The 22,912-nt window shown below is 61.9% G+C and carries 27 protein-coding genes; 13 read left to right on the plus strand and 14 right to left on the minus strand.

The genetic code is table 11. The features are described from left to right. Window positions 1–49: 49 nt before the first annotated feature. The gene (locus BM338_RS18090; RefSeq protein WP_090453374.1) at window positions 50–1,429 is read left to right on the plus strand and encodes an amino acid permease; all 1,380 of its coding nucleotides are present in this window, start codon (window positions 50–52) and stop codon (window positions 1,427–1,429) included. A 55-nt stretch (window positions 1,430–1,484) separates the two neighbouring features. Here the strand turns inward: BM338_RS18090 and BM338_RS18095 are convergent, their stop codons facing one another. Continuing rightward, window positions 1,485–2,327: a plasmid replication/partition related protein gene (locus tag BM338_RS18095; protein WP_090453377.1), complete on the minus strand. Its 843-nt coding sequence runs from the start codon at window positions 2,325–2,327 to the stop codon at window positions 1,485–1,487. 420 nt (window positions 2,328–2,747) lie between these two features. On the opposite strand from BM338_RS18095, the gene BM338_RS18100 reads away from it, so the two are divergent. From BM338_RS18100 to BM338_RS18125, 6 genes are all read left to right on the plus strand, one after another. After that, complete coding sequence (locus BM338_RS18100; RefSeq protein ID WP_090453379.1) at window positions 2,748–3,125, plus strand: cupin domain-containing protein; 378 nt, start codon at window positions 2,748–2,750, stop codon at window positions 3,123–3,125. A 203-nt stretch (window positions 3,126–3,328) separates the two neighbouring features. Next, on the plus strand, window positions 3,329–3,733 hold the full coding sequence (locus BM338_RS18105; RefSeq protein ID WP_090453381.1) for a GFA family protein: 405 nt from the start codon (window positions 3,329–3,331) through the stop codon (window positions 3,731–3,733). Then, complete coding sequence (locus tag BM338_RS18110; protein WP_218156377.1) at window positions 3,714–4,553, plus strand: AAA family ATPase; 840 nt, start codon at window positions 3,714–3,716, stop codon at window positions 4,551–4,553. Before BM338_RS18105 ends, BM338_RS18110 begins: the two co-directional genes overlap by 20 nt. Window positions 4,554–4,632: 79 nt before the next feature. Beyond that, entirely contained in the window at window positions 4,633–5,214 is a 582-nt protein-coding gene (locus tag BM338_RS18115) for a TetR/AcrR family transcriptional regulator (RefSeq protein WP_090453385.1), read from the plus strand. Next, entirely contained in the window at window positions 5,198–6,613 is a 1,416-nt protein-coding gene (locus BM338_RS18120) for an apolipoprotein N-acyltransferase (RefSeq protein WP_090453387.1), read from the plus strand. The genes BM338_RS18115 and BM338_RS18120 overlap by 17 nt, the downstream gene beginning before the upstream one ends. Before the next feature lie 55 nt (window positions 6,614–6,668). After that, window positions 6,669–7,031: a gamma-glutamylcyclotransferase family protein gene (locus tag BM338_RS18125; RefSeq protein ID WP_090453389.1), complete on the plus strand. Its 363-nt coding sequence runs from the start codon at window positions 6,669–6,671 to the stop codon at window positions 7,029–7,031. Between the two features lie 26 nt (window positions 7,032–7,057). Here the strand turns inward: BM338_RS18125 and BM338_RS18130 are convergent, their stop codons facing one another. Next, window positions 7,058–8,035 (minus strand): DUF2268 domain-containing protein, encoded by a 978-nt coding sequence (locus BM338_RS18130; protein WP_255367361.1) that lies wholly within the window; start codon window positions 8,033–8,035, stop codon window positions 7,058–7,060. Window positions 8,036–8,166: 131 nt separating this feature from the next. Here BM338_RS18130 and BM338_RS18135 point away from each other — a divergent pair, with 131 nt between their 5' ends. Both BM338_RS18135 and BM338_RS18140 read left to right on the plus strand, forming a co-directional pair. Then, window positions 8,167–8,394 carry a GDCCVxC domain-containing (seleno)protein gene (locus tag BM338_RS18135; RefSeq protein ID WP_090453391.1) on the plus strand — a complete coding sequence of 76 codons (228 nt, stop codon included), beginning with the start codon at window positions 8,167–8,169 and terminating at the stop codon, window positions 8,392–8,394. Between the two features lie 37 nt (window positions 8,395–8,431). After that, window positions 8,432–8,617 (plus strand): hypothetical protein, encoded by a 186-nt coding sequence (locus BM338_RS18140; RefSeq protein ID WP_090453393.1) that lies wholly within the window; start codon window positions 8,432–8,434, stop codon window positions 8,615–8,617. A 35-nt stretch (window positions 8,618–8,652) separates the two neighbouring features. Here BM338_RS18140 and BM338_RS18145 read toward each other — a convergent pair whose 3' ends face one another. The 9 genes from BM338_RS18145 to BM338_RS18180 form a co-directional block, all read right to left on the minus strand. Next, window positions 8,653–9,363, minus strand: a complete 711-nt coding sequence (locus BM338_RS18145) for an rRNA pseudouridine synthase (RefSeq protein ID WP_090453538.1) — start codon at window positions 9,361–9,363, stop codon at window positions 8,653–8,655. Between the two features lie 114 nt (window positions 9,364–9,477). Continuing rightward, entirely contained in the window at window positions 9,478–10,476 is a 999-nt protein-coding gene (locus BM338_RS18150) for a transporter family protein (protein ID WP_090453395.1), read from the minus strand. Between the two features lie 162 nt (window positions 10,477–10,638). Then, on the minus strand, window positions 10,639–11,064 hold the full coding sequence (locus BM338_RS18155) for a DUF2946 domain-containing protein (protein WP_090453397.1): 426 nt from the start codon (window positions 11,062–11,064) through the stop codon (window positions 10,639–10,641). Between the two features lie 111 nt (window positions 11,065–11,175). Then, entirely contained in the window at window positions 11,176–12,045 is an 870-nt protein-coding gene (locus BM338_RS18160) for an alpha/beta fold hydrolase (RefSeq protein WP_090453399.1), read from the minus strand. Next, a complete protein-coding gene (locus BM338_RS21660) occupies window positions 12,042–12,185 on the minus strand; it encodes a hypothetical protein (RefSeq protein ID WP_177229406.1) in 144 nt (47 codons plus the stop codon). Before BM338_RS21660 ends, BM338_RS18160 begins: the two co-directional genes overlap by 4 nt. A 588-nt stretch (window positions 12,186–12,773) precedes the next feature. Beyond that, window positions 12,774–13,121: an ArsR/SmtB family transcription factor gene (locus tag BM338_RS18165; protein WP_090453401.1), complete on the minus strand. Its 348-nt coding sequence runs from the start codon at window positions 13,119–13,121 to the stop codon at window positions 12,774–12,776. A 53-nt stretch (window positions 13,122–13,174) separates the two neighbouring features. After that, complete coding sequence (locus BM338_RS18170) at window positions 13,175–13,666, minus strand: arsenate reductase ArsC (RefSeq protein WP_090453403.1); 492 nt, start codon at window positions 13,664–13,666, stop codon at window positions 13,175–13,177. A 14-nt stretch (window positions 13,667–13,680) separates the two neighbouring features. Beyond that, a complete protein-coding gene (gene arsB, locus BM338_RS18175; protein ID WP_090453405.1) occupies window positions 13,681–14,760 on the minus strand; it encodes an ACR3 family arsenite efflux transporter in 1,080 nt (359 codons plus the stop codon). Further along, window positions 14,757–15,275: an arsenate reductase ArsC gene (locus BM338_RS18180; RefSeq protein WP_090453407.1), complete on the minus strand. Its 519-nt coding sequence runs from the start codon at window positions 15,273–15,275 to the stop codon at window positions 14,757–14,759. The genes arsB and BM338_RS18180 overlap by 4 nt, the downstream gene beginning before the upstream one ends. Window positions 15,276–15,353: 78 nt before the next feature. Here BM338_RS18180 and arsH point away from each other — a divergent pair, with 78 nt between their 5' ends. Further along, window positions 15,354–16,148 carry an arsenical resistance protein ArsH gene (gene arsH, locus BM338_RS18185; protein ID WP_090453409.1) on the plus strand — a complete coding sequence of 265 codons (795 nt, stop codon included), beginning with the start codon at window positions 15,354–15,356 and terminating at the stop codon, window positions 16,146–16,148. Window positions 16,149–16,151: 3 nt separating this feature from the next. On the opposite strand, the gene BM338_RS18190 is transcribed toward arsH, so the two are convergent. Next, window positions 16,152–16,982, minus strand: coding sequence for a helix-turn-helix domain-containing protein (locus tag BM338_RS18190; protein WP_090453411.1), 831 nt, complete (start codon window positions 16,980–16,982; stop codon window positions 16,152–16,154). A 245-nt stretch (window positions 16,983–17,227) separates the two neighbouring features. Here BM338_RS18190 and BM338_RS18195 point away from each other — a divergent pair, with 245 nt between their 5' ends. Next, window positions 17,228–17,929: an SAM-dependent methyltransferase gene (locus tag BM338_RS18195; RefSeq protein WP_218156379.1), complete on the plus strand. Its 702-nt coding sequence runs from the start codon at window positions 17,228–17,230 to the stop codon at window positions 17,927–17,929. A gap of 104 nt (window positions 17,930–18,033) precedes the next feature. After that, on the plus strand, window positions 18,034–19,527 hold the full coding sequence (locus tag BM338_RS18200; protein WP_090453415.1) for a serine hydrolase: 1,494 nt from the start codon (window positions 18,034–18,036) through the stop codon (window positions 19,525–19,527). A gap of 64 nt (window positions 19,528–19,591) precedes the next feature. Here BM338_RS18200 and BM338_RS18205 read toward each other — a convergent pair whose 3' ends face one another. Then, window positions 19,592–20,701 (minus strand): S-(hydroxymethyl)glutathione dehydrogenase/class III alcohol dehydrogenase, encoded by a 1,110-nt coding sequence (locus BM338_RS18205; protein WP_090453417.1) that lies wholly within the window; start codon window positions 20,699–20,701, stop codon window positions 19,592–19,594. A 289-nt stretch (window positions 20,702–20,990) separates the two neighbouring features. Between BM338_RS18205 and BM338_RS18215 the strand changes: the two genes are divergently transcribed. Further along, entirely contained in the window at window positions 20,991–21,782 is a 792-nt protein-coding gene (locus tag BM338_RS18215) for an SDR family NAD(P)-dependent oxidoreductase (RefSeq protein WP_090453419.1), read from the plus strand. Window positions 21,783–22,269: 487 nt separating this feature from the next. Here the strand turns inward: BM338_RS18215 and ppa are convergent, their stop codons facing one another. After that, a complete protein-coding gene (ppa, locus tag BM338_RS18220) occupies window positions 22,270–22,809 on the minus strand; it encodes an inorganic diphosphatase (protein WP_090453421.1) in 540 nt (179 codons plus the stop codon). Window positions 22,810–22,912 lie beyond the last annotated feature (103 nt).

A 22,912-nucleotide genomic window follows, 5' to 3' on the forward strand; every position in this document is an offset into this window, starting at 1 on the left:
CGACAACGGTCTTCGTAACATCAACCAAGCCATTCGTATCGGGACACCTATGCACACGAACGAACAAGCGTTGAAGCGCGGCCTGCAGGAACGCCACATCCGCCTCATGGCGTTGGGCTCGGCCATCGGCGTGGGGTTGTTTTTGGGTTCGGCCAACGCGATCAAACTCGCCGGGCCGGCGATCCTGCTTTCCTACATCATGGGCGGCATCGCGATCTTCATCATCATGCGCGCGCTGGGCGAAATGGCCGTGCACAACCCGGTGGCCGGTTCCTTTAGCCGCTACGCACAGGACTACCTCGGTCCGCTGTCGGGCTATCTCACCGGCTGGAACTATTGGTTTATGTGGCTGGTGACCTGCGTGGCCGAAATCACCGCCGTCGGCATCTACATGGGCATCTGGTTTCCGGACGTGCCGCAATGGATCTGGGCTTTGGCGGCGCTGGCTGCGATGGGCGCGGTGAACCTCGCCACGGTCAAGGCCTACGGCGAGTTCGAATTCTGGTTCGCCATGATCAAGGTGGTGACGATCGTGCTGATGATTATCGGCGGCGGCGCCATGATCCTGTTCGGTCTCGGCAACCATGGCGTCGCGACAGGCATCAGCAATCTGTGGGCGCACGGCGGCTTCATGCCTAATGGCGCACAGGGCATGTTGATGGCGCTGCAAATGGTGATGTTTGCCTATCTCGGCGTGGAGATGATTGGCCTCACCGCCGGCGAGGCCGACAACCCGAACAAGTCGATTCCCGACGCGATCAACTCCGTGTTCTGGCGCATCCTGATTTTCTACGTGGGTGCGCTGTTCGTGATCCTGTCGATCTACCCATGGAACGAACTGGGCACGCACGGCAGCCCCTTCGTGATGACTTTCGAACGCCTCGGCATCAAATCCGCCGCCGGCATCATCAACTTCGTCGTGCTCACCGCGGCACTGTCCTCGTGCAACGGCGGCATCTACAGTACCGGCCGCATGCTCTACAACCTGGCCCAGCAAGGTCAGGCGCCGCGCATGTTCGCGGTGACGTCGAAAGGCGGCATACCGCACCGCGCGATCCAGGTGTCGATTGTCGCGTTGTTGCTCGGCGTGCTGCTCAATTACCTGGTGCCGGCAAAAGTGTTCGTCTGGGTGACATCGGTCGCCACCTTCGGCGCCATCTGGACCTGGGGTGTGGTACTGATCACGCAGATGAAGTTTCGGAAGAGCCTGAGCGACGCCGAACGTCAGCGGCTGGTCTTCCGCATGCCGTTCTATCCGTATGCGTCGTGGCTCGCACTGGCGTTCCTGGTGCTGGTGATCGGGTTGATGGCGCATTTCCCCGATACGCGCGTGGCGCTTCTGGTCGGGCCGCTCTGGCTCGTGCTGCTGGCGGTGCTGTATTACGTGTTTGGATTGGGTAAGCGCGAGCTCGCCAACAGCGCGGGCTAGGTCAGGCCTACCCGAGCGCCCTAGCTGTAGCTACGGCGCTCGGGTGACATGGCTTTCAGGCTGACGTGGAAATCTGGTCTTGCAGTTCCGCGAGCTGACGTCGCAACGTTTCGTTCTCGGCGGTCAGCTCGATCACTCGCTGGCGCAACGCGTGAAGTTCACTTTCCTCCATCGTGCTCTGCGGAGGTGCAGCTTCATCGCGTGGTTTGCGCTTTGCCTCGCGTAGGCGCTTGGCAACTTGCTTGAGTTCGTCACCGCCGGCTTCCGCCGCAGCGCGCTGTTCTTCAACCGGCAAACTCGCCACGGCAGCCGCAGCGTTGATCGAAATTGTGCCGGCTTTCACCGCGGCCACCACTTCTTCCGCAGCCTGCTTGTGAATCTTTTCGATCATGCCGACCTGGCTGTTGCTGAGGCGGGCTTCACGCGCGATGGCGACGCGGCTGGGCAAGGGTTCCGGCTTGGGTGTGTCGATGGTGGCGGCAGTGACCGGAGCGGCGTCCTCATGCGTGTCGCCGGCGGCTTCCGTTGCGGCCTGTGCCGGTACCTGACTATCGACCTTGCGCGCACTGGTGCGCCGTGCCGCCAGGATTTCCCGCTTGCGCAGGGCCAGTACGCCGCGCTGGAAAGGAGAAACGCTGCGGCGGCCCAGGTGCTGGTCGATCATCCACAGATGGACATCGTCCATGGAGCGGAACTGAGTGTTCTGCATGGTCTGGAAGGGCAACTCATGCTTGCGGCAAACGCTGTAGCGGTGGTGGCCATCGACCAGCATGTCGCCCCATAGCACCAAGGCATCGCGGCAGCCCTCGGCCAGGATGCTCCGCTCCAGCGCTTCGTACTCCTCCGGCGTCATCGGGTCGATATAAGCCTTGAGTTCTTCATTGACGACAATGTCCATGCACGCGAAAACCGGAGAGCGAAAAGGGGGCGCATTGTAGAGAGAGCGGGTCGACTTGACGACCGCTCGCGATGCTCAAGGCACGTTTTACCCGGCTGGCATCCATCCACCATTTGCATGATTGACGCCCTTTCTGCGGGCGCGTAGCGTCGATCGGGTGTCCGAACGGTTTCGTCGGAACACCGGCATCTGATCCATCGATGGCAAGCGTGCGCTGTGCAGCCTCCGCCCGAGCACCAGCGCCGCCATCGGAACTTCATGGAGCACGATGCCGCTCGTTGCCGCTGGTTGTCATGCCGCGGCGTCGGGATGGGCGGAGCAAGCCCGCCGCCTGGAATGGGAGCCCACATGCTGGGCGCTGATCGCGTGATCAGCAGTCAAGGACCCTGGACCACCTCAACGTAGTGCGGAGGATATGTCATGGCAATCGCAATGCATCGAAACGCGAAATGGGTGTTGATCGCGCTGGCGTGTGTCTGCGCCGGAACCGTGATGGCGCAGGATATGGCGACCGTAGCGCCGAAGAACACCAAGGTGCTCGTCGACAACGCGCAGGTAAGAGTGATGGAAGTGAATGTGAAGCCGGGCGAGACCATCGGCATGCATTCCCATCCGGGTAGCGTCGTGTACTTCGTCACGTCGGGCAAGACCAAGACGACGCTGGCGGATGGAAAGGTGACCGAGACGGAACACAAGGCGGGAGAGGCCACGTGGAGCGAGCCGGTGACGCATAGCAACGAGAACGTGGGCACGACAGCCGCGAAGGTGGTCGTGGTGGAAGTGAAATCGGCTAAGTAGTAGGGGTCAACAGTTTGAAGCCCTCGGCTATGCCAAGTGCTGTTGCATACGCGGAAGGGATGGGAGAACGGAGGTAGTTGAGCTAACTGGCCCCAGTCGATCGCATGAAGCGCTCTATGAGCTGGCTACCTCCGTTCCAGTTGATGCACCATGGATAAGGCAGGAGCGATTCCCTGTTTCCCTGGCTTATTCTGAGGTGCTTCATGTCCTCCCAAACAGCTTCCTGTTCCTGTGGGCAACTGCGCATTGAAGTCGAAGGCGAGCCGCAGGGGATCGGTGTTTGTCATTGCTTCGCCTGCCAGCGAAGGACGGGTAGTGTTTTTGCGGCCCTGGCCAGCTACGCCACGCCGTTCAAAGTCTCGGGTGTCGCCACCGAGTACGTTCGCATCGGTGATCAGGGCGCCAAGTTCATCTTCAGGTTCTGCCCCGTCTGCGGAACGACGGTCTTCCACACGGAAGAGGGCGACGACGAATCGGTAAGCGTCGCGGTAGGAGCCTTTTCCGACAGTGGTTTTCCGCCACCGCAAGTCTCCGTCTACGACAGCCGCAGGCATCCGTGGGTCTGCTTGCCGCCGGGTATAAAGACATTTGAGAAAGACCCGGTGTAATCAGGCGCGCATCGAGCAGGGATCAGGAAGTGAGACGGCTCCGTCCTATGATGAATATGGTCGTTTTCAAGAAAGGACGCATGTCGTGACGCTCAAGGAAAAGCCCTACCTACAGAGCGCATCGTTCAGTAGCGATGCGGACATCGACCATCGCACTTATCCATACAGCATCCCGGCCGTAAGGGATCTGGCGAAGTTGAGCTTCCATCCAGATGTAACGTTCTTGGTGGGAGAGAACGGCACGGGGAAATCAACCGTGCTGGAAGGCATCGCGCTGGCGCTGGGCTTCAGTCCCGAAGGCGGCACCAAGAACTTCCAACTGTCCACGACAACGTCCACGTCCGAACTGCATCGCGCCTTGCGCCTCCGGCGTGGCTTCCGTCGTCCCAAGGACGGCTACTTCCTGCGCGCAGAAAGCTTCTTCAATGTGGCTACCTACATGGACGAGGTCGGCTATCTGGATGGCTACGGCGGCAAGTCGCTGCACCAGAGGTCACATGGTGAGGCCTTCATGTCCCTGCTTACGCACAAGTTCCAGGGGAAAGGGCTTTACCTTTTGGACGAGCCCGAGGCGGCTCTCTCCCCTGCTCGCCAGTTGGCCGCACTCTCCGCCATCCATCAGCTGGTGCAGGACGACTCCCAGTTCATCATCGCCACCCATTCGCCCATCCTGCTGGCCTACCCGAACGCGCAGATCTGGCAGTTCGATCCCGATGGCATTTCGGAAGTGGCATACGAGGACACCGATAGCTTCGCGGTGTCGCGCGATTTTCTGAACAACTATCCGCGGCGGATCGAGCAGCTGCTGTCTGATCTCTAGTTCGGCCTTCAAGGCGTCCTTTTCGACCCCTGACTTGTGGCCTTTGCATCGCTGCAAATGTCATGTATACACTGTATACATGACTCGCCTGACGACCGCCGAGAAGATCCTTCGTGCCGCGCATCGATTATTCGATAGCGACGGCGCCGAAGCCGTAACCATGCGCCGCGTAGCCGACGCGGTGGGCATTACGCCCATGGCGATCTATCGTCATTTCCCCAATCGCGATGCTTTGCTGAAGCGGCTCTCCGACGACAGCTTCAATGCCGTCGCGCACGAATGGAAGGCGCGCACGCGCAGTCCTGATCTGCTCAAACGGCTGATGGCGCTGGCAGATCCTTATCTCGATTACGCGCTGACGCATCCGCATCTGTTTGATCACGCCTTTTCGGTGCGCCGCGACGATGCGCGGCGCTATCCCGAAGATTTCCGCGCCGGCCTCTCACCCACGTTCAACGTGGTGGTCGACGCGATCATCGAAGGCATGGCCAAGGGTGTGCTGAAGCAGGACGACCCGCACGACGTAGCCATGGCGATATGGGCGCAACAGCACGGCCTGGTCGCCCTCTACCGCGCCGGACGCTTCACCTATGACGAGGCGCAGTTCCGCGCCTTCTACAAACAATCGCTGGGGAGATTGATCGATGGCATCAAAGCCTGAAGGTTTCGCGCTGCCGGTCTGGCTGACAGCGACGGCATTGTCCGCGCTGGGCTGGTGGTTTGGCAGTGGATTACAGCCGGTGTGGTGGTTGACCTGGCTCGCGCCGCTGCCCGTGCTGTGGCTCGCGCCACGGGTCCGCGCACCCTGGGCGGCGTTGGCTGCTTTTGCGGCGTACACGCTCGGCGGGCTCAATCTGTGGACTTATGCGCATACGTACATCGGTCTACCTATCCCGGTGATCGCTGTTTTCATCAGCGTACCCAGCCTCATACTGATGCTATGCGTTCTGTTGTACAGGCGGCTCTTGCTACGCGGTCGTGCGCTCGCGGCGGCGTTGTCAGTACCGACGGTGTGGGTTGCCGCTGAATACATCTACAGCCTGCTTTCGCCGCACGGCACGTTCTTCAACATCAGTTACACGCAGATGGACGCGCTGGCGATCATCCAGCTCGCTGCCGTCACGGGCATCTGGGGTGTCGGTTTCCTCGTTCTGCTCTTTCCCGCAGCGTTGGGTGTACTGACTACGCCGAAGATCGCCAGGCACAGCCGCGCATGGGTGGCCGCCATCGCCGTGTTACTCATCGCGGGTACCGCTGCTTATGGCGCCTGGCGGTTGCAGGCGCCGGCCACTACCACGGTACGCGCGGGGCTGGTGTCGTTGGGACACGGGCAGCCCGCGTTGAGCGAGCCCAAGGGGCAGGCGGTGGAGGCGCGTTACGTAGAGGCGTTAAACCGTCTGGCAAGTGCAGGCGCACGGGTTGTGTTGATCCCCGAAACCTCGTTTTCGACGGCTGATGCCACCATCCCAGCATTCGCGGAGCTGGCGAAGCAGCGTGATCTGACCGTGGGTACTGGTGTCGATTTCAAAGGCGATCCGCAAGGTCGGCGCAACATGCTGATGGTGTTCCAGCCGGGTGCCATGTCGCCGGCAACGTATAGCAAACACCATCTGCTCATCGGCCTGGAGGACTACACACCGGGCGACAGTTACACCGTGCTGGAGGGATCACCGCGAACCGGGCTGGCCATCTGCAAGGACCTGGATTTCCACGACACCGGCAGCGCCTATGCCACGCGCCATGCACAGTTGCTCCTGGTGCCGGCCTCGGATTTCACCGTCGATGGCTGGCTGCACAGCCGCATGGCGATCATGCGCGGCGTGGAAAGCGGTTTCGCCATGGCGCGCGCCGCCCGCTCCGGCCGTCTTACGCTGAGCGATGACCGTGGCCGCGTAGTTGCCGAGGCATCCAGTGAAAAACAGGACGCCGAACTAGTGGGCGATCTGCCGCTACGTGAAACGCAAACGCTGTATGCCCGCTGGGGTGACTGGTTCGCGTGGCTGGATCTGATCGCCCTGGGCGGATGGTTGCTGCTGGCCTATTTGCCGCACCGTCGGTAGATCTGGCGCCATGGCGGCTACCCTGGACATTCCACTTTGCTCTAACGGTAGTCGCATGCCTCATCTCTTTTCGTATGGAACGCTTCAGCAGGAAGGCGTGCAGATATCGACTTTCGGCAGGCTCCTTGCCGGCACGCCCGATCGCTTGCGCGGGTTTCGGCAATCCCTGGTGGAGATCGACGATCCCGAGGTGGTGCGAACCAGCGGTATGACGCACCACCCCATTGTGATGTTCACCGGAATCGATGCCGATGAAGTTAGCGGTGTCGTTTTTGAGATCACGGGTGACGAGCTGATGCGTGCGGACACCTATGAAGTGTCCGCCTATATCCGTGTGCGGGTAACGCTAGCTTCCGGCATTTCTGCATGGGCCTATGTCGACGCCCGTTTTGCGCCGCCGGAAGCATTTCATCAATAGGAATGCGGATAAGCCGCGCCTATCGGTCAATCGAAGTAGCCCGACTTGTCCACAAAGGTTTTCACGGCTTTCTTGTCGGCAAAGTCCAGCTCGATCATCTGTTTGATCGCCGCATGCTTATCAGGTGCCTGCTGGTAATACGCCTGGCTGATGGCGTAGCCCACGTAGTAACCGAGGTCGCGCACACCGAATGGGTTATTGGTGTTGTTGTAGAGCCAGCCGCTGGTGTCTTCATCCTCCATGTCCTTGACGAAGGCGGCCTTGATGGCGCTGTCGTTCTTCGGGCCGTACTCGATGTAGGGCAGCTGCGGCTTGCGGCCGGTGACCTGTTCCGCAACGAAATCGGCTACGCCTTCGTATACGGCCTGGCCCAGCAGGTTCTGGCCCGGGCCGCGTTCCTGCGTATGCACGAACTCATGCACGGTCAACAGCACCATGTTGTCGAAAGGGCGGCTGCGGAAATAGCCGGTCAGCCAGGTCTGCATCTTTGGTGGCATTTCGGAGATGTCGACGCTTTCGTCGCCGGTAGCCAGCTCGGCACCGATGAGGACTTTGTCGCCTTGCGTCGTGCCGCCTGACTTCAGCGCGCCGATCGCGAAATAGATGCTGGCGGGCCGCAGCTCCGGGTAGATCGCCTGAAATTTGCGCAGCTCCGGCTCCAGTGACGCGATAGCCGATGGCGCGCGCAGAGTGTGCGACCGAATGGATGCCCAATAACGTGGGTAGGTGCGAATGGCATCCACATAGGACTGGGCAGTGTAGTTCTTGGCTTGCATAAAGGCCTGCAACCCCGGTGTGCCGCGGTCGATATACAGGCGCTGCAGGATGGCGCGCTGCTGGGCCGGGTCATCCACTTTGACGGCCGCGTCATAGGCTTCCCAGAAATGCCCGATGTCCAATGAGGACACGGTCGGACGGTAAGTCGCTTCCGCGGCAGCGGCGATGGTCATAGGCGAAAGCAGGCAAAAGGCCACCGTAGTGGCAAACAGGCGCATGAATGTCATATCGAAATCCCCTTTCTGAGTGGACATGCCGTAGCGCGGTCTATCCGGCCTTGGATGCCCCGGATCGGGATTGGGTTTACATGGCTCGGCCGGTTGTTGGGGCAGGGCGGGGCTATGGGTAAGATGGGCGCATGCCGAACGAGCTCATGCTGGAAAGCACGCTGACCTGTCCGCATTGCGGCTTTCAAGCGGTCGAAACCATGCCGGTCAATGCCTGCCAGTTCTTTTACGACTGCAAGGGATGCGGCGAATTGTTGCGGCCGGAACCTGGCGACTGTTGCGTGTTCTGTTCATACGGCAGCGTGCCGTGTCCACCGATTCAGCAGCAAACGTCCTGCCGCGCGAAGCACCCGACATGATGCGCGGCAAAACGATTCCCTTTCCAAGGATTCACTGATGAGCAATCCATCCAAGACAGGTGCCGAAGAAGGGCAGGGTGCGGGGCCGACATCGGCCGTGCCGCACATGGGCTCGCATCATTCGCCGGCAGAGCGGTTGATCGACAGCCTCGATATCGCGGAGAGCGATGAGGTGCAGCATGAGTCGGCGTTGCGCGATTCGGCGTTGCGGGCACCTAAGTAGGGCGTGCCAGCCGGATCGGTGTTGAGCCGAACGGGTCAGAACCGATCGGTACTTGCCAGATAACGCCATTGTCCGGGCGGCAGGCGCGACATCGGGATGCGGCCGATGCGGATGCGCTTGATCGCCAGCACCTTCAGTCCGACCGCATGGCACATGCGCTCGATCATGGCGGGCGAGATCCGCTTCAAAGCGAACCGAAGGTTGTTCTCGTTCTGCCAGCTCACCTTGATCGGTGGCAGCGCGTAGTTGTCAAAGCTGAGTCCGTGATTGAGCAAAGCCAGCCCGTTCGGCGCGAGCGTGCCGGTCACTTCGACAACCACTTCTTGCTCAATGCGATCGAAGTACTCTTCAAGATTGCGCTTCACCCGCCAATCCTGCGTAAACACCAGCAGGCCGCTGGCGTGATCGGGTAGCGGCAAAGGCGATTCCAGCCGGGCAAAGTGACGTTTCAGAAGGCGCACGCCGGAAGCGTCGTCCTCCGCGTGGCTCGCCATGCTGATCAGGGCACGCGCCTGATCAGCGGTAATGCCGGCTGGTTTATGCAGCACGAGCGTGGCGGGTTCGGCAGGCACCAGCTCCGCATGCGGGTCGATCTCGACGCGCTGGTCCGTCACCTTGAACTGAGGTTCTTCCACCGTCTCGCCATCCACCCGCACCCAGCCGCCTTCGATGTACATCTCGGCTTCGCGCCGCGAGCACTGGGTCATTTCGGCGACGCGTTTGGCGAGGCGGACAGGTTCGGTCATCGACGTGGCCAGAAGGAGGGATGCGGGCATTGTATGCGGCATGGCGGAGGCCGCAGGCGAATTCCGAAGAGATCGCCTGCGGCTAGCGGCTGCGCCGAGAGCTTGAACAGGCTCTCAGAACCGATACTGTGCACCCACCGACCACAACCGCCGCGGCTCCAGCTGCAGTCCATTGACGTGCTGGTAGACCGGCAGCTGCACGAAGGCAAACGCATCGAGCCGCGGGGTGATCTTCACGCCGATACCAGGGCTGAGATACGCCAGCACCGCGCCGCTGTTCGGGCGATCCGCCTGCCCGCCGCTCTCGCGCTGTTCGCCATGCAGGTTCAGCTGCAGCTGCGGGGTGAAACGTCCGGCATCCAGATAGCGCAGGCCGAAGTTGAGATTGAGCGAGTTGCCGGGACGGAAGTGGTCGCGTGACGTCATGGCGATCTGCGCCATGGCCTGGCCGAAGTAACCAATTGATTCGGTGACGTAGCCGAACTTGTATATGCCAAGCAGCGCGTCCGTGGTGCCGGTGCCCAGTTGCAGGCCGCGGTCGAGCAGCGCGCCGGCCTGTGGCCCCGATGCGAAGTCCTGTTTGAAGCGGCCGGTCGGCAACTTCAGCCCGAATTGCAGGCCGATGCCTGCGTCTTCGCTCAGTCCCTGGTAGCGCGCGACCGCGCGCAGGTCGCCGATGCCGTGGGCGTCGGAGGTGGAGACGTCGGTGTCGCCCGCGGCAATGGTCTGATGATGGCGGTCGGTATACGGCAGTTGCACCGACAGGCCCCAATAGCGCGAGAAGTTGTAGTCGGCGCCGAGCAGCGTGGTGCGGTTGATGGTCTTCTGCTGCACTTCCTGATCATTCGGAAACGACAGCGATGAACGGTGCACAGTATCGCTGCCGCTGATCAGCTGGGATTGGTCGAAGTAGTCCTCACGCACGCTCAGATGCAGACCGGTGCTGGTGGCATAGCCCTGACTGGACCAGTCGGAATTGAGCGAGCAGCCGCAGGTGGAACAAGCCTGTGCAAGCTGGGGTACGAACGCTGCGGCGATCAGTGCGCCGGCGGCGAGGGCGCCCGGCAGGCGCTTTGCGCTCTTGTCCGTGGCGAGAAGGGAAAGGAGAGGCATCGGTAGTCCCCGGGAATCGATGATGCTTGTAGAAAGCCGGTGTAACGGGCGTGACGCCCGTCCATGGCAAGCGGAGGGTCTCTGTCCGTCGGCGCAGTTCAGCGGCCGTGGGGCCGAAGGTGTGCGCGAACGCGGCGCATTGCGCCGTCGAGACCGGATCGATCAGGTGTGTGCGAACGCCGGGGGACCGCGCGGCGCGGCCGCAAGTGTTGCCAGCCGCGTTGCCGGCAGGGCGCGCGGCAGGTTGGCCGGTACGGCGGCGACGGGTGGCAGGATCGGCGGCAGCCAGATCGCCCCGGGCAGCATTGGGCTGTAGCCGAGCAGCCCGCAGTAACCGCACTTCTCCAGCGCATGATCATGCGGCGGCGAAAGAGGCGGAGTCTGTTCGGCATGTTTGCCGCAGCCGGCACCATGGTGCATCGCAGGCGCATGCGTAGCCGGCAGCACGGTCTGCGAGATCACCGGCGCAACGATGGTGAGCCACATGGCGGCGATAGCCAGCCATGCAATCCACCGTCGATGGGTGTGCCAACGAATCACTCGGAATCCCGCAAACAGACCGGCCCAGTTGCCGGATCGCGGGATCATCCCATCCACTCATCCCAGGCGCGCTGCGACACAGCGTCGCGCCGAACAGCGTCAGGAAAACGTAAGGCAACGATGGCCCGGGCAAAGCGTGCTTCGCCCGGGCGCTTCCTCTTATGCGCTGGCGTTGGCCCAGTGCGCCTTGAGTTCGCGATTGAACTCGCCGGGCCGCTCTTCCGGAAAGAAGATCCGTGCCTCCTTGAACTCCACGCGCTTCCGGGTGCCCGGAATGGTCTGTTGCAGCCAGTGCGACCACTGCACGTCGAAGTAGATATCGTCCGTACCCCACGCGATCAGTGTCGGCGCCTGCAGCAGGCGCAGGCGATCTTCGATGCCGACGGTGTGACGGTTGTCGAAGGCGTTGACGAAACGCTCGATGTCGCGCGTGCGTTGTGCATTGCGCAGATGCGGTTGCAGGTAGGTGTCGATGGTGTCGTCCGTCACTGCCTCTGGTCGTTCATAAGCCGGGCCCAGCGCCTGCGGCGAGCGGTAAATGGTCTTGTCGGTCACCATCGCTTGCAGGGTCTGCGGCAGGCCGCCGGCGGCCACCATTTCCACGAACGGCTTGAAGGCTTCAGGCGGCCAGTTGTCATGCGCATCGCAGTTGGTCAGCGCCAGGCTGCGGATGCGCTCGGGATAAAGCGCCGCGAAGATCTGGCAGATGCCACCACCGCTGTCGTTGCCGACCAGATCCACTTGGTCGATATGCAGTGCATCCAGGAATTGCGCCAGCATGTGCGCGTTGGCCGTTACCGAGACGTCCTGGTCAGCGGCGATTTCCGTATCGCCGTGGGCCAGCAGGTCCACGGCGATGCAGCGGCGAAGATCGCCAAGTTCCGCCAATTGGTGGCGCCACAGATAGCTGTTGAGTAGTACACCATGTACAAACAAGGCGACCGGTCCGCTACCGTGTTCCACGTAGCTGATGGTTCCCGAGGGCGTGGCGATCTGGCGCCGATCTGCGTAGAAGGCCTTGCCGCTCATGGTGCCGGCTTCTCGCTGGCTTCGCGCAGCTTCTGGGCGCATTCCTCGCAGCAGACTTCGACGGTGCGGGCGCCGATTTTGACTTTGATGGTGTTTTGGTCGAGGGGGTAGTCGCAGACGGCGCAGGTTTTCTCGTTCATGAGGTGTCTCCTTGGGTGGTGCGGTTTGGGGTGTGGTTAGGAGACGCTTTTGCGGGTTGTCGCGCTGTCGAAATCTTTAGTGGTTTTTCTCTCCCTTTTGGAGAAGGGCGGGATAAGGGTTCGGCCCTTGCGATACTCCTCCCTACTTCGTCATTCCGGCGTAGGCCGGAGGCGCTCTTCAACAGCGAAGCTGGTCATCCAGTGGCGTTGTCGTTCGGTTGTCGCATTGTCGCGACCGGGCTCGCCTGCCGCGGGCTTCCGAACCGCTGCCGCGGACCGGGTCACTTTCTCTTTGCTGGCCCAACCCCCCAAGGGGGCCTAGAGAGAAAGTAACCAAAGAGAAATGGCCTGAGAGCAGGCGGTGCGCTCTGTAGCTGCGCCTTTTCCAGTGTCAGGCGTCGGGATAGTTTTCTTCAGGCCTGATCGCTCAATCCTCACCGCCTATCAAAGCAACATCTCCCTCTCCCCTCCGGGGAGAGGGTTGGGGTGAGGGGTGGGTGCTCGGGATGGCGTTGCTACGTAGCGTTGTTTTTTTTGGCGCGGGGTGCGCCGGCTCGCTGCGTTGGATGCTTACCGCACTCTCTGACGCTAGGCCGTGCGCTTTCGCGAACGCGCAACCTTACTCGCAACCGCCGGCGTACAGGATTTCCCCGTGGCGCCACAGCAGTTTTCGGTGAGGTAGCCCACTAATTCGTCCATCGCTTCAAGGACGGGTGAGTAATAGATGAAGCGTCCGTCTTGCCGGCTGGTGATGAGTCCGGCGTGGACGAGTTCTTTGAGGTGGAAGGAGAGGGTGGCGTTGGCGAGGCCGAGGTGTTCGGCGATGGCGCTGGCGGCCAGGCCATCGGGGGCGTGTTCGACGAGCAGGCGATAGACGGCCAGTCGCGACTCTTGGGCGAGTGCGGAGAGGACGGCGATGGCTTGTTTGGTCTGCATGTTCGGGCGATGGATGTCGGGATAAATGTGGGCAGTGTAGGAGGAAAGGCTAGTCAGGTCTGTCCGATGGCGGAGAGGTGGCTGCCGAGTGCCAGACGATCAAGCGCCTCCATGCGCAAGTTGATCAGCAGGCTGATGCGTTGCTGCAGCAGGTTGCGGGCGAGCAGAAAGGCTTTGTAGGTGGCTTCGTTGTCGCCCACGGCTTTGGCGGGGTCGGGAATGCTCCAGTGCGCGGTGATGGGCGCGCCAGGCCAGGCGGGGCAGACCTCGCCGGCGACTTGATCGCAGACGGTGATGACGAAATCCATCACCGGCGCACCGGGACGGGTGAACTCTTCCCAGCCCTTGCTCCGCAACGTATCGATAGGCAAGTCGACGGCGCGCAGCACGTCGAGGGTTTGCGGATAGATGTAGCCCTTGGGTTGACTGCCTGCGCTATAGCCGTGAAACCGACCTTCGCCGAAGTGGTTGGTGATCGCCTCAGCGAGGATGCTGCGCGCCGAGTTGCCGGTGCAAACGAACAGGACGTTGTAGTGACCTTGCATGGCGCTCTCTCCACTCAAACCGTGCGTGCTTCGTACCAGTGTTTGCTGACCGTGACGATGCGCACCACCGACAACATCACCGGCACTTCGATCAGTACGCCCACCACGGTGGCCAGCGTAGCGCCGGATTGCACGCCGAACAGGCTTACGGCGGTGGCGACGGCGAGTTCGAAGAAGTTGCTGGCGCCGATCAGGGCGGAGGGCGCGGCGACGCAGTGCGGTACGCCAAGCCGGCGGTTGAGCAGGTAGGCCAGGCCTGAGTTGAAGTACACCTGGATCAGGATCGGCACGGCGAGCATGGCGATGACCAGCGGCTGGGCGAGGATCTGCTGTCCCTGGAAGCCGAACAGCAATATCAGGGTCAGCAGCAATGCGCCGAGCGAGATCGGACCCAGGCGCGCAAGCAGGTGCTGGAGTGCCGCCGCGCCGCCATGAGCGAGCACGGCGCGGCGCAGGATCACGCTGATCAGCACCGGCACCACGATGTACAGCACAACCGAAAGAATCAGGGTATTCCACGGTACGGTGATCGCGGAGATGCCAAGCAGCAGTCCGACGATCGGCGCGAAGGCAACCACCATGATCGCGTCGTTCACCGCAACCTGGCTTAAGGTGAAGTTGGGCTCGCCACCGCACAGATTGCTCCACACGAACACCATCGCGGTGCACGGCGCGGCGGCGAGAAGAATCAGGCCCGCAATGTAGGAATCCAGTTGCGCCGCTGGTAGCCACGCGGCGAATACGTGGCGGATGAAGATCCAGCCGAGCAAGGCCATCGAGAACGGTTTGACTGCCCAGTTGATGAAGAGGGTGACGCCGATGCCTTTCCACTGGCGGCGCACGCCGGCCATCGCGCTGAAGTCGATCTTCAGCAGCATGGGAATGATCATCAGCCAGATCAGGCCCGCCACTGGCAGATTGACCTTGGCCATTTCCATGTGGCCCAGCGCTTCGAACGTGCCCGGCAAGGCATGGCCCAGCAAGGTGCCGACCACGATGCACAGCACGACCCATAGCGTGAGGTAGCGCTCAAAGAAGCCGATACGGGCCGCTTTAGGTGGTGTTGCTTTGACGGCGGTCGCGGTCTGGTTCACGCGGCATCCTCGTTGTCATCTTCGCCAGTCAGCGCGCTGATGCCATCGAGCGCCCACTTCAGTTCTTCCTGGCTCATGGTTTCCACCGGCAGCTTCAGCAGTGCCATGAGGCGATAGGTGATCAACATATGCGCCTTGCGGAAGGCCTCGTTCATGACGACCGGGCTGCCTTTCACCGCGGCGGGATCAGGCAGGCCCCAATGCGTGCGCACGAAATCACCAAACAGCACGGGACAGGGCTCGTTCGCTGCGCTGTCGCAGACGGTGATCACGATGTCCAGCGGCGGCGCGTCTTCGCCGACGAAGCGGTCCCACGATTTGCTGCTCAAGCCTTCGATCGGAATGCCGGCGGTCGCGAGTTCTTCGAGCGCGTAGGGATTGACCTGTCCGGTTGGCTTGCTGCCCGCGCTATAAGCCTCGAAGCGGCCTTTACCCAAATGATTGAGGGTGGCCTCCGAGAGGATGCTGCGGGCCGAATTGCCCGTGCAGATAAACAGGACGCGGCAGGGGTTCATGGTGAGTGCCTGGGCTTGACTTCGATATTTCCATGATGGTCGAATTATGGAAACACTGCAACAGGTGCCCGCATCGCCATGACGACCCCGGATCTACCGCATATCGCTTCCGATCTGCTTGATACGCCCAGCCTGGACAAGCTGGCCTTGCCGGCGGGCGCCACGCATCCGCCGCGCATCCTGATCCTGTACGGCTCGCTGCGTCCGCAATCCTTCAGCCGCAAGCTGGCGCTGGAGGCGGAGCGCATTCTCCAGCGCTTTGGCGCGGAAGCGCGCGTGTTCGATCCCCACGACCTGCCAATTCTCGACAGTGTGCCGGCGACGCATCCCAGGGTGCAGGAATTGCGCGCGCTCTCCTTGTGGTCGGAAGGCCAGGTCTGGGTGAGTCCCGAGCGCCACGGTGCGGTGACCGGCGTCTTCAAAAATCAGATCGACTGGCTGCCGCTGGAAGACGGCAGTGTGCGGCCCACCCAGGGACGCACGCTGGCGGTGATGCAGGTGTGCGGTGGCTCGCAGTCGTTCAATGTGGTCAATGCGCTGCGCCTGCTGGGCCGCTGGATGCGCATGGTGACCATCCCGAACCAGTCATCCGTCGCCAAGGCCTGGCAGGAGTTTGACGAGCACGGCCGCATGAAACCGTCGCCGTTTTATGACCGCGTGGTCGACGTGATGGAGGAGTTGTTCAAGTTCACTCTGATGGTGCGCGATCGCAGCGACTATCTGGTCGATCGCTACAGCGAGCGCAAGGGTGCCGCGGAGGCGCGTGCGCTGGCCGCAGCGGCGAAGGTAGTGGAAGTCGTCGAAGCAGCGTCTGTTGCGGAGGCCGCCGTGCCGGTCAAAGCGCGCACTTGTTGTGCGAGCGGCGCCTGCTGAGCCTCAGGCGCGCCGCGCGGATTGCTTGAACTCGGTCGGCGACCGGCTATAGGCCTGCTTGAACGCAGCGGTGAAATGGCTATGGCTGGAGAAGCCGAGTTCGGCGGCGAGGGCGGAAAGATCGTCGTACTCGCCCAGCAGATCCAGTGCGCGGGCGAGGCGCAGGCGCAAGTGGTAGCGGTAGAGCGGCAGGCCTTCGACTTGCTGGAAAACCTGGGTCAGGTAGACCGGCGAGCAACCCATTTCTGCGCCGATTTCAGCCAAGGTCCAACGGCGGGCGAGGTCGCTGGCGAGCAGCACTTTGACGCGGTCGGCAAGGCGCTGGCGCGCGTGGGTCGCGACGGTGGCGTGGGAAGTGCGTGGCCCCAGGCTGCGGGCGACCAGGGTCAGCAGCAGGCCTTCGGCTTCGAGCGGTTCGATGCTGTTGTTTTGCAGGCTGTGGCGCAGCAGGGCGACCAGGGCCTGGGCGCGTGGGTCGATGCGCAGATGCTGGCGCAGGAAGCCGAGTTTTCCGCCGCTTTTCAACATGGTGCTGGGGGCGAGTTCGTGCAGCAGCGGTTCTGCCAGTGTCAGCGACAGGCTGGCGTCGCCGCCTTCGATCGGATGGCTGACCTGGTAGCCCTCGTCGGCATTGAAGAACAGCACGTGGTTGGCATCCGCCACCGCTTGGTCGCTGCCGACATGGCGCATGTAGACGCCGCGATAGGGAAAGACCAGATATGTAGTCGCCGCGCATTCTTCCGCGCTGCGATGACGGCAGGTACCGCTGCAGCGGACCGTGCGCACCGCGACGGTGTCTGTATCCAGCAGGCGACTGACGTCGAACTCAGACATGGTGGAAGGGCCGGATAGCCGCGTATCTCTCGGGTCGGCCGGAGCTTATCATGCGCTCGCCCGAGCCACCGTGGCCCGGATCCGCATAGCGACTCTGCATGCCTTTGACGTTGAAAACCTTGATCGAAACGATCGGGCAGGCCCCTGCGCTGGACGAATCCGGGTGCCTGCGCCAACGCCTGGATAGGCTGGATGAACTCGACACCTGTCTCATGCGGGCCGGCGATGCAGGTTCGGCGGAGGACATGGCACTCCAGCTTCACGCCGAGGCGATTCGCACCGAATGGGAGGCACTGAATACAGCGTGCTACGCCACCATGCGCGAGGAGATCCGCCGGGGTGTCGCGCCTACCGGGTTGTTGCGCTGGATGAAGGATGCGGCGTTCGAGCCCGGCGACGCCTACGACTACCGCGACGAACTGCTCAGTGGCGTGCTGGCGTTCGATGAGCCGGATGCCAGCATCGCCGAACTGCCGGACGAGATGGTGTTCTATCAACCCACACCGGCGCGGCATATCGTCGACATGATCGAGCGCGTGGGCTTGGGCGATCGCGATGTGCTGGTCGATCTGGGTTCTGGTCTGGGACACGTGCCTTTACTTGCTGCCATCTGCACGGGGGCTCGCTGCATCGGCATCGAATTGGAGCCCGCTTATGTGCACGCTGCACGACGCTGCGCACAGGCTTTGCATCTCGATCGAGTAAGTTTCGTCCAGCAGGACGCGCGCACGGCCGATTTATCGGAAGGCACGGTGTTCTATCTGTACACGCCGTTCGTCGGATCGGTGTTGAGTGCGGTGCTGAATGCGTTGCAGTCGAAGGCCGCTTCGCGCGCCATTCGCATCTGTACCTTCGGCCCTTGCACGGCGACGGTGGCGAAGCAGTCCTGGCTGAAGGCGGTCGATCCGCCGGAGCCTGGACGTATCGCTGTATTCCACGCTCGCTGAAAGCGCGCGAGGCCATGCCGAAAGCCACGTTGTAGCTGCCTGGGGCGGTGGGTAGAGTCACCCCTGTCGCACTCACCCTTTCCCTCTTTTTGCAGGAGCAAGCCATGCGCCGGTCGTTGGCTTCAGTAGTCGTTGGTGCGGCCTGTCTTCTCACCGTATCGGGTCTCATCGCGCGCGATGTGGTGCCTGTTCCTGACGAGCTGGACCGTATGGTCCAGAAAGAAGGCGAGGCTTTCATCAAGGCCGGAGGGGCGGACGGTCTTTCGATCGCCGTGGTGCGCGATGGCAAAGCGCGTTTCTTCAACTTCGGTACCAAGGTGCATGGCAAGGCGCAGCCGCCGGACAAGAACACGGTCTACGAGATCGGTTCGATCAGCAAGACCTTCACCAGTCTGCTGCTGGCGCATGCGTTGATCGAGAAGAAGGCCGCCGCTTCGGATGACATGCGGCGCTACCTGCCGGGCTCGTATCCGAATCTGGAATATCAGGGCACACCGGTCACCTTGCAGAACCTGGCGGCGACGACATCGGCATTGCCCGACAACCTTCCCGATCTCAACGCGGTGTTCAAGAACGCGGATCCAAAGAAGGCATTGCCGATTGCGGCTGGCATGCTGGAGCGCTATTCCAACCAGGCCTTCTTCGAGGATCTGCACAAGGCGTCCTTGATCGACAAGCCCGGCACCGCGCCACGGCACTCTAACGTGGCCGCCGCGCTGCTTGGCAACATCGTGGAGAAGATCTACGGCAAGCCCTACGACGATCTGTTGGCGCAATACATCGAGAAGCCGCTCGGCATGCAAAGCGGTGTTTCGAAAGCGCGTCTGTCGCAGGCGCCAACGGGCTACACCGGCGATGGCTCGGTGGCCCCGGCGTTTAACGCGCCATATCTACGCGCTGCGGGCGGACTGCGCTACAGCTCCGCGGACATGGCGCGCTACATCACTGCGCAACTGGATGCGACCGATCTGGCGATCAAACTTACCCAGCAACCGGTGTGGGGTGATGTGGATAGTCAGGCTATCGGCTTCAACTGGGTCTTGGCGAAAACCGTGGACAGCCAGCGGCATCTGAGCCACAGCGGCGGCACCTTTGGCTTTGCCAGCTTCATGGATCTGTATCCGGATGCGCATTACGGCATCGTTTTCCTGGTCAACCGCAGCGGTCCCATGACGCAGGGGCAATTGCAGACGATGTCCGAACGCATCCAGCAGGATGTCTTCGGCGAACCGGCTGCGGTGACCGCGCTGGGGCAGGCGCTGAAGCAGGGCGGCTACAAGGATGTGGACGCCACGGTGAAGCACGTGCGGCAGACTCATCCCGAGCTCCACCTGTCGGAGGCCTACGTCAACGCCTGGGGCTACCGGTTATTGCAGGGCGGGCGCGCGAACGACGCGGTGGGCGTCCTCGAATACAACACGGTGCACTACCCGAAGAGCTGGAATGCCTACGACAGTTTTGCGGAAGGGCTGGAGGCCACCGGCGATATCAAGCGCTCGATCGCGAACTACCGGCGCTCGCTCGAACTGAACCCCGAGAACGCGCATGGCAAGGAGCGGTTGGCCAAGCTGGAGAAGCCGGGCGAGAGCGGCAAATAGCGGGATATGATCCAACACAAAAAAGCGCGCCACTGCGATGGCGCGCCTTTTTCATTGATAGCGATCAGAAGTGAATCACCGTGCGGATCGACTTGCCTTCGTGCATCAGCTCGAAGGCTTCGTTGATGCGGTCCAGCGGCAGGTTGTGAGTAATGAACGGATCGAGCTTGATCTCGCCGTGCATCGCCTGCTCCACCATGCCCGGCAACTGGGTTCGTCCCTTCACGCCGCCGAAGGCGCTTCCGCGCCACACGCGGCCAGTCACCAGCTGGAACGGACGGGTGCGGATTTCCTGGCCGGCACCGGCGACGCCGATGATTACGCTTTCGCCCCAGCCCTTGTGGCAGCACTCCAGTGCGGCGCGCATCACGTCGACATTGCCGATGCACTCGAAGCTGAAATCGACGCCGCCGTCAGTCATCTCGACAATCACGTCCTGCACCGGCTTGTCGTGTTCCTTCGGGTTGATGCAGTCGGTGGCGCCCATGCTGCGCGCGAGGTCGAACTTGCCGGGATTGGTGTCGATGGCGAGGATGCGCCCGGCCTTGGCCTGCACCGCGCCCTGGATCACCGCAAGGCCGATGCCTCCGAGGCCGAACACCGCTACCGTGTCGCCCGGCTTGACCTTGGCCGTGTTGTGCACGGCGCCGATGCCGGTGGTGACGCCGCAGCCGAGCAGGCAGACCTTCTCCAGCGGTGCGGCCGGATTCACCACCGCCAGCGAGATCTCCGGCACCACGGTGTATTCGCTGAAAGTAGAGCAGCCCATGTAGTGATGGATCGGCTGGCCGTTGTACGAGAAGCGCGAGGTGCCGTCCGGCATCAGGCCCTTGCCCTGTGTCGTGCGCACCGCCTGACACAGATTGGTCTTGCCGGATTTGCAGAATTTGCACTCGCGGCATTCGGCCGTGTACAGCGGGATCACGTGATCGCCCGGTTTGACGCTGGTGACACCCTCGCCGACTTCGACCACGATGCCGCCGCCTTCATGACCCAGTACGGCGGGGAACAGGCCCTCCGGATCATCGCCGGACAACGTGAAGGCGTCGGTATGGCAGACGCCGGTGTGGGTGATCTTGACCAGCACTTCGCCCTTCTTAGGTGGCGCGACGTCGATCTCGACAATTTCCAGCGGCTTGCCCGGCCCAAAGGCAACGGCGGCTCGTGATTTCATGGTGTTCTCCAGCAAAAGTCAGGTGCCAGTCGGCGCATCTGTTCCAAAAAGGAAAGGCTGCATCTCCTGGCCGCGCATAAATGCGCGGAGTCCGGAAAGTTAGCATGAAGGCCGGTTCTTCAAGGCCATTGCTTCGCGCATGCCCGTACGTTGTATCGGGCAAGCCGAAGATATCGCCAACGCCGTCGTCTACCTCGCCGCGACACCATTTGCGACAGGATCGACCGTCTTGATGGATGTCGGCGGCGCCATTGCCTGAACTTCGCTATTTCGCTCAGAGGACATGCACATGCAGATCGATCTTTCCGGCAAGAACGCCCTGGTTACCGCCTCCACCGCGGGCATCGGCCTCGCCATCGCCACCGGGCTCGCTGCCGCCGGCGCCAACGTGATCATCAACGGCCGTCATCCCGATACGGTGCAGAAGACGGTGGAGAAGCTGCGCCATCAGTTGCACGGCGCGAGTCTGCAAGGCGCGGCGGCCGATCTTTCTACGGCGGAAGGCGCGGCGGCGCTGATCAAGGCGGTGCCCAGCGTGGACATTCTGGTCAACAACGCTGGAATCTTTGGGCCCAAGCCGTTCTTTGAAGTGGATGACGCGGAGTGGGAGCGCTATTTCCAGACCAATGTGATGTCGGGAGTGCGGCTGTCGCGCCACTACATGCAAGGCATGTTGCAGCGGAACTGGGGGCGGGTGGTGTTCATCTCTTCCGAGTCGGGACTCAACATCCCGGCCGACATGATCCATTACGGCTTCAGCAAGACGGCGCAGATATCTGTCGCGCGCGGGCTGGCAAAGCTGGCGGCAGGGACAGGTGTCACCGTCAATAGTGTGTTGCCGGGGCCGACGTTGTCGGATGGCTTTAAGGATATGGTGCGAGAGACGGCGGAGCGCGAGGGGAAGAGTTTTGAGCAAGTCGGCAAGGAGTTTGTGATGGCGCACCGGTCGAGTTCGATCATCCAGCGTATTGCGACTACGGAGGAGGTGGCGAATATGGTGGTGTACGTGTGCTCGACGCTGGCTTCGGCGACGACGGGAGCGGCGTTGAGGGTGGATGGGGGTGTTGTCGATACGATTTGAGCTGGTTGCTTTGCTCCCTCTCCTCTGGGGGAGGGCTAGGGTGAGGGTTCGATCCTTGCTGCCCTCCTCCTACTTCGTCATTCCGGCGAAGGCCGGAGGCGTACTTCAACAGCGAAGCTGGTCATCCAGTGGCGTTATCGCCTGGTTTTAGCGTCTGCGTGCCCGGGTTCGCCTGCCGCGGGCTTTCGAACCGCTGCCGCGGTCCGAGTCACTTTCTCTTTGCTGGCCCAAAGAGAAAGTAACCAAAGAGAAATGGCCTGAGAGCAGGCGGTGCGCTCTGTAGCTGCGCCTTTTCCAGTGTCAGGCGTCTGGATAGTTCTCTTTTGGTCTGATCGTCTATTTTCCCATCGAAGCCCAACATCACCCTCTCCCCTCTGGGAGAGGGTTGGGGTGAGGGGTGGGTGCTTGCGATCGCGTTTGTTGTTCGCCGAAAACAAAAACGCCCCGCATGGCGGGGCGTTTTTGTTGTGAAGCCTCAAAGGCAAGATCAGGCCTTCTGGTCTTCCTTGTAGCGCTGCTGTCCGGCGAGGATTTCGGCCTTGGCTTCGTCGGCGCCGACCCAGCCTTCGAGCTTTACCCACTTGCCCTTCTCCAGATCCTTGTAGTGCTCGAAGAAGTGGCCGATGCGCTCGAGCCAGTGGGCGGAGACTTCCTTGATGTCTTTGATGTGGGCGTAGCCGGCGAAGATTTTCGCGACGGGGATGACCACCAGCTTTTCGTCGCTGCCGGCTTCGTCGGTCATCTTGAGCATGCCGACGGGGTGGCAGCGGATCACCGAGCCGGGGACCAGCGGCAGGGGCAGGATCACCAGGGCGTCGAGCGGGTCGCCGTCGCCACCGAGGGTGCCGGGAACGTAGCCGTAGTTGCAGGGGTAACGCATGGGCGTGGACAGGATGCGGTCGACGAAGATCGCGCCGCTTTCTTTTTCCACTTCGTACTTGACCGGCTCGGCATCCTTGGGGATTTCGATGATGACGTTGATTTCGTTCGGCACGTCGCGGCCGGCGGAGACGAGATGCAGACCCATGGTGGTTCCTTGCTGAAATGCGGGGGGGAAAGCCGCCAAGGATACGGCAAAGCCTGCTGCATCGCAGCAGTATGGGCGGCCAAAGTTCAGGGCGGCGTCAGTA

The organism is Dyella sp. OK004, assembly GCF_900114495.1.
Classification (GTDB): Bacteria; Pseudomonadota; Gammaproteobacteria; order Xanthomonadales; family Rhodanobacteraceae; genus Dyella_D.

Coding starts and splice junctions, on each gene's coding strand:
- BM338_RS18155 (WP_090453397.1), bottom strand. CDS start 11,064: ATGATCCCGCGATCCGGCAACTGGGCCGGTCTGTTTGCGGGATTCCGA.
- BM338_RS18095 (WP_090453377.1), bottom strand. CDS start 2,327: ATGGACATTGTCGTCAATGAAGAACTCAAGGCTTATATCGACCCGATG.
- BM338_RS18125 (WP_090453389.1), top strand. CDS start 6,669: ATGCCTCATCTCTTTTCGTATGGAACGCTTCAGCAGGAAGGCGTGCAG.
- BM338_RS18115 (WP_090453385.1), top strand. CDS start 4,633: ATGACTCGCCTGACGACCGCCGAGAAGATCCTTCGTGCCGCGCATCGA.
- ppa (WP_090453421.1), bottom strand. CDS start 22,809: ATGGGTCTGCATCTCGTCTCCGCCGGCCGCGACGTGCCGAACGAAATC.
- BM338_RS18195 (WP_218156379.1), top strand. CDS start 17,228: ATGGCACTCCAGCTTCACGCCGAGGCGATTCGCACCGAATGGGAGGCA.
- BM338_RS18165 (WP_090453401.1), bottom strand. CDS start 13,121: ATGCAGACCAAACAAGCCATCGCCGTCCTCTCCGCACTCGCCCAAGAG.
- BM338_RS18120 (WP_090453387.1), top strand. CDS start 5,198: ATGGCATCAAAGCCTGAAGGTTTCGCGCTGCCGGTCTGGCTGACAGCG.
- BM338_RS18105 (WP_090453381.1), top strand. CDS start 3,329: ATGTCCTCCCAAACAGCTTCCTGTTCCTGTGGGCAACTGCGCATTGAA.
- BM338_RS18180 (WP_090453407.1), bottom strand. CDS start 15,275: ATGAACCCCTGCCGCGTCCTGTTTATCTGCACGGGCAATTCGGCCCGC.
- BM338_RS18170 (WP_090453403.1), bottom strand. CDS start 13,666: ATGCAAGGTCACTACAACGTCCTGTTCGTTTGCACCGGCAACTCGGCG.
- BM338_RS18160 (WP_090453399.1), bottom strand. CDS start 12,045: ATGAGCGGCAAGGCCTTCTACGCAGATCGGCGCCAGATCGCCACGCCC.
- BM338_RS18150 (WP_090453395.1), bottom strand. CDS start 10,476: ATGCCTCTCCTTTCCCTTCTCGCCACGGACAAGAGCGCAAAGCGCCTG.
- BM338_RS18130 (WP_255367361.1), bottom strand. CDS start 8,035: ATGACATTCATGCGCCTGTTTGCCACTACGGTGGCCTTTTGCCTGCTT.
- arsH (WP_090453409.1), top strand. CDS start 15,354: ATGACGACCCCGGATCTACCGCATATCGCTTCCGATCTGCTTGATACG.
- BM338_RS18145 (WP_090453538.1), bottom strand. CDS start 9,363: ATGACCGAACCTGTCCGCCTCGCCAAACGCGTCGCCGAAATGACCCAG.
- BM338_RS18135 (WP_090453391.1), top strand. CDS start 8,167: ATGCCGAACGAGCTCATGCTGGAAAGCACGCTGACCTGTCCGCATTGC.
- BM338_RS18200 (WP_090453415.1), top strand. CDS start 18,034: ATGCGCCGGTCGTTGGCTTCAGTAGTCGTTGGTGCGGCCTGTCTTCTC.
- BM338_RS21660 (WP_177229406.1), bottom strand. CDS start 12,185: ATGAACGAGAAAACCTGCGCCGTCTGCGACTACCCCCTCGACCAAAAC.
- BM338_RS18205 (WP_090453417.1), bottom strand. CDS start 20,701: ATGAAATCACGAGCCGCCGTTGCCTTTGGGCCGGGCAAGCCGCTGGAA.
- BM338_RS18190 (WP_090453411.1), bottom strand. CDS start 16,982: ATGTCTGAGTTCGACGTCAGTCGCCTGCTGGATACAGACACCGTCGCG.
- BM338_RS18140 (WP_090453393.1), top strand. CDS start 8,432: ATGAGCAATCCATCCAAGACAGGTGCCGAAGAAGGGCAGGGTGCGGGG.
- BM338_RS18090 (WP_090453374.1), top strand. CDS start 50: ATGCACACGAACGAACAAGCGTTGAAGCGCGGCCTGCAGGAACGCCAC.
- BM338_RS18215 (WP_090453419.1), top strand. CDS start 20,991: ATGCAGATCGATCTTTCCGGCAAGAACGCCCTGGTTACCGCCTCCACC.
- BM338_RS18100 (WP_090453379.1), top strand. CDS start 2,748: ATGGCAATCGCAATGCATCGAAACGCGAAATGGGTGTTGATCGCGCTG.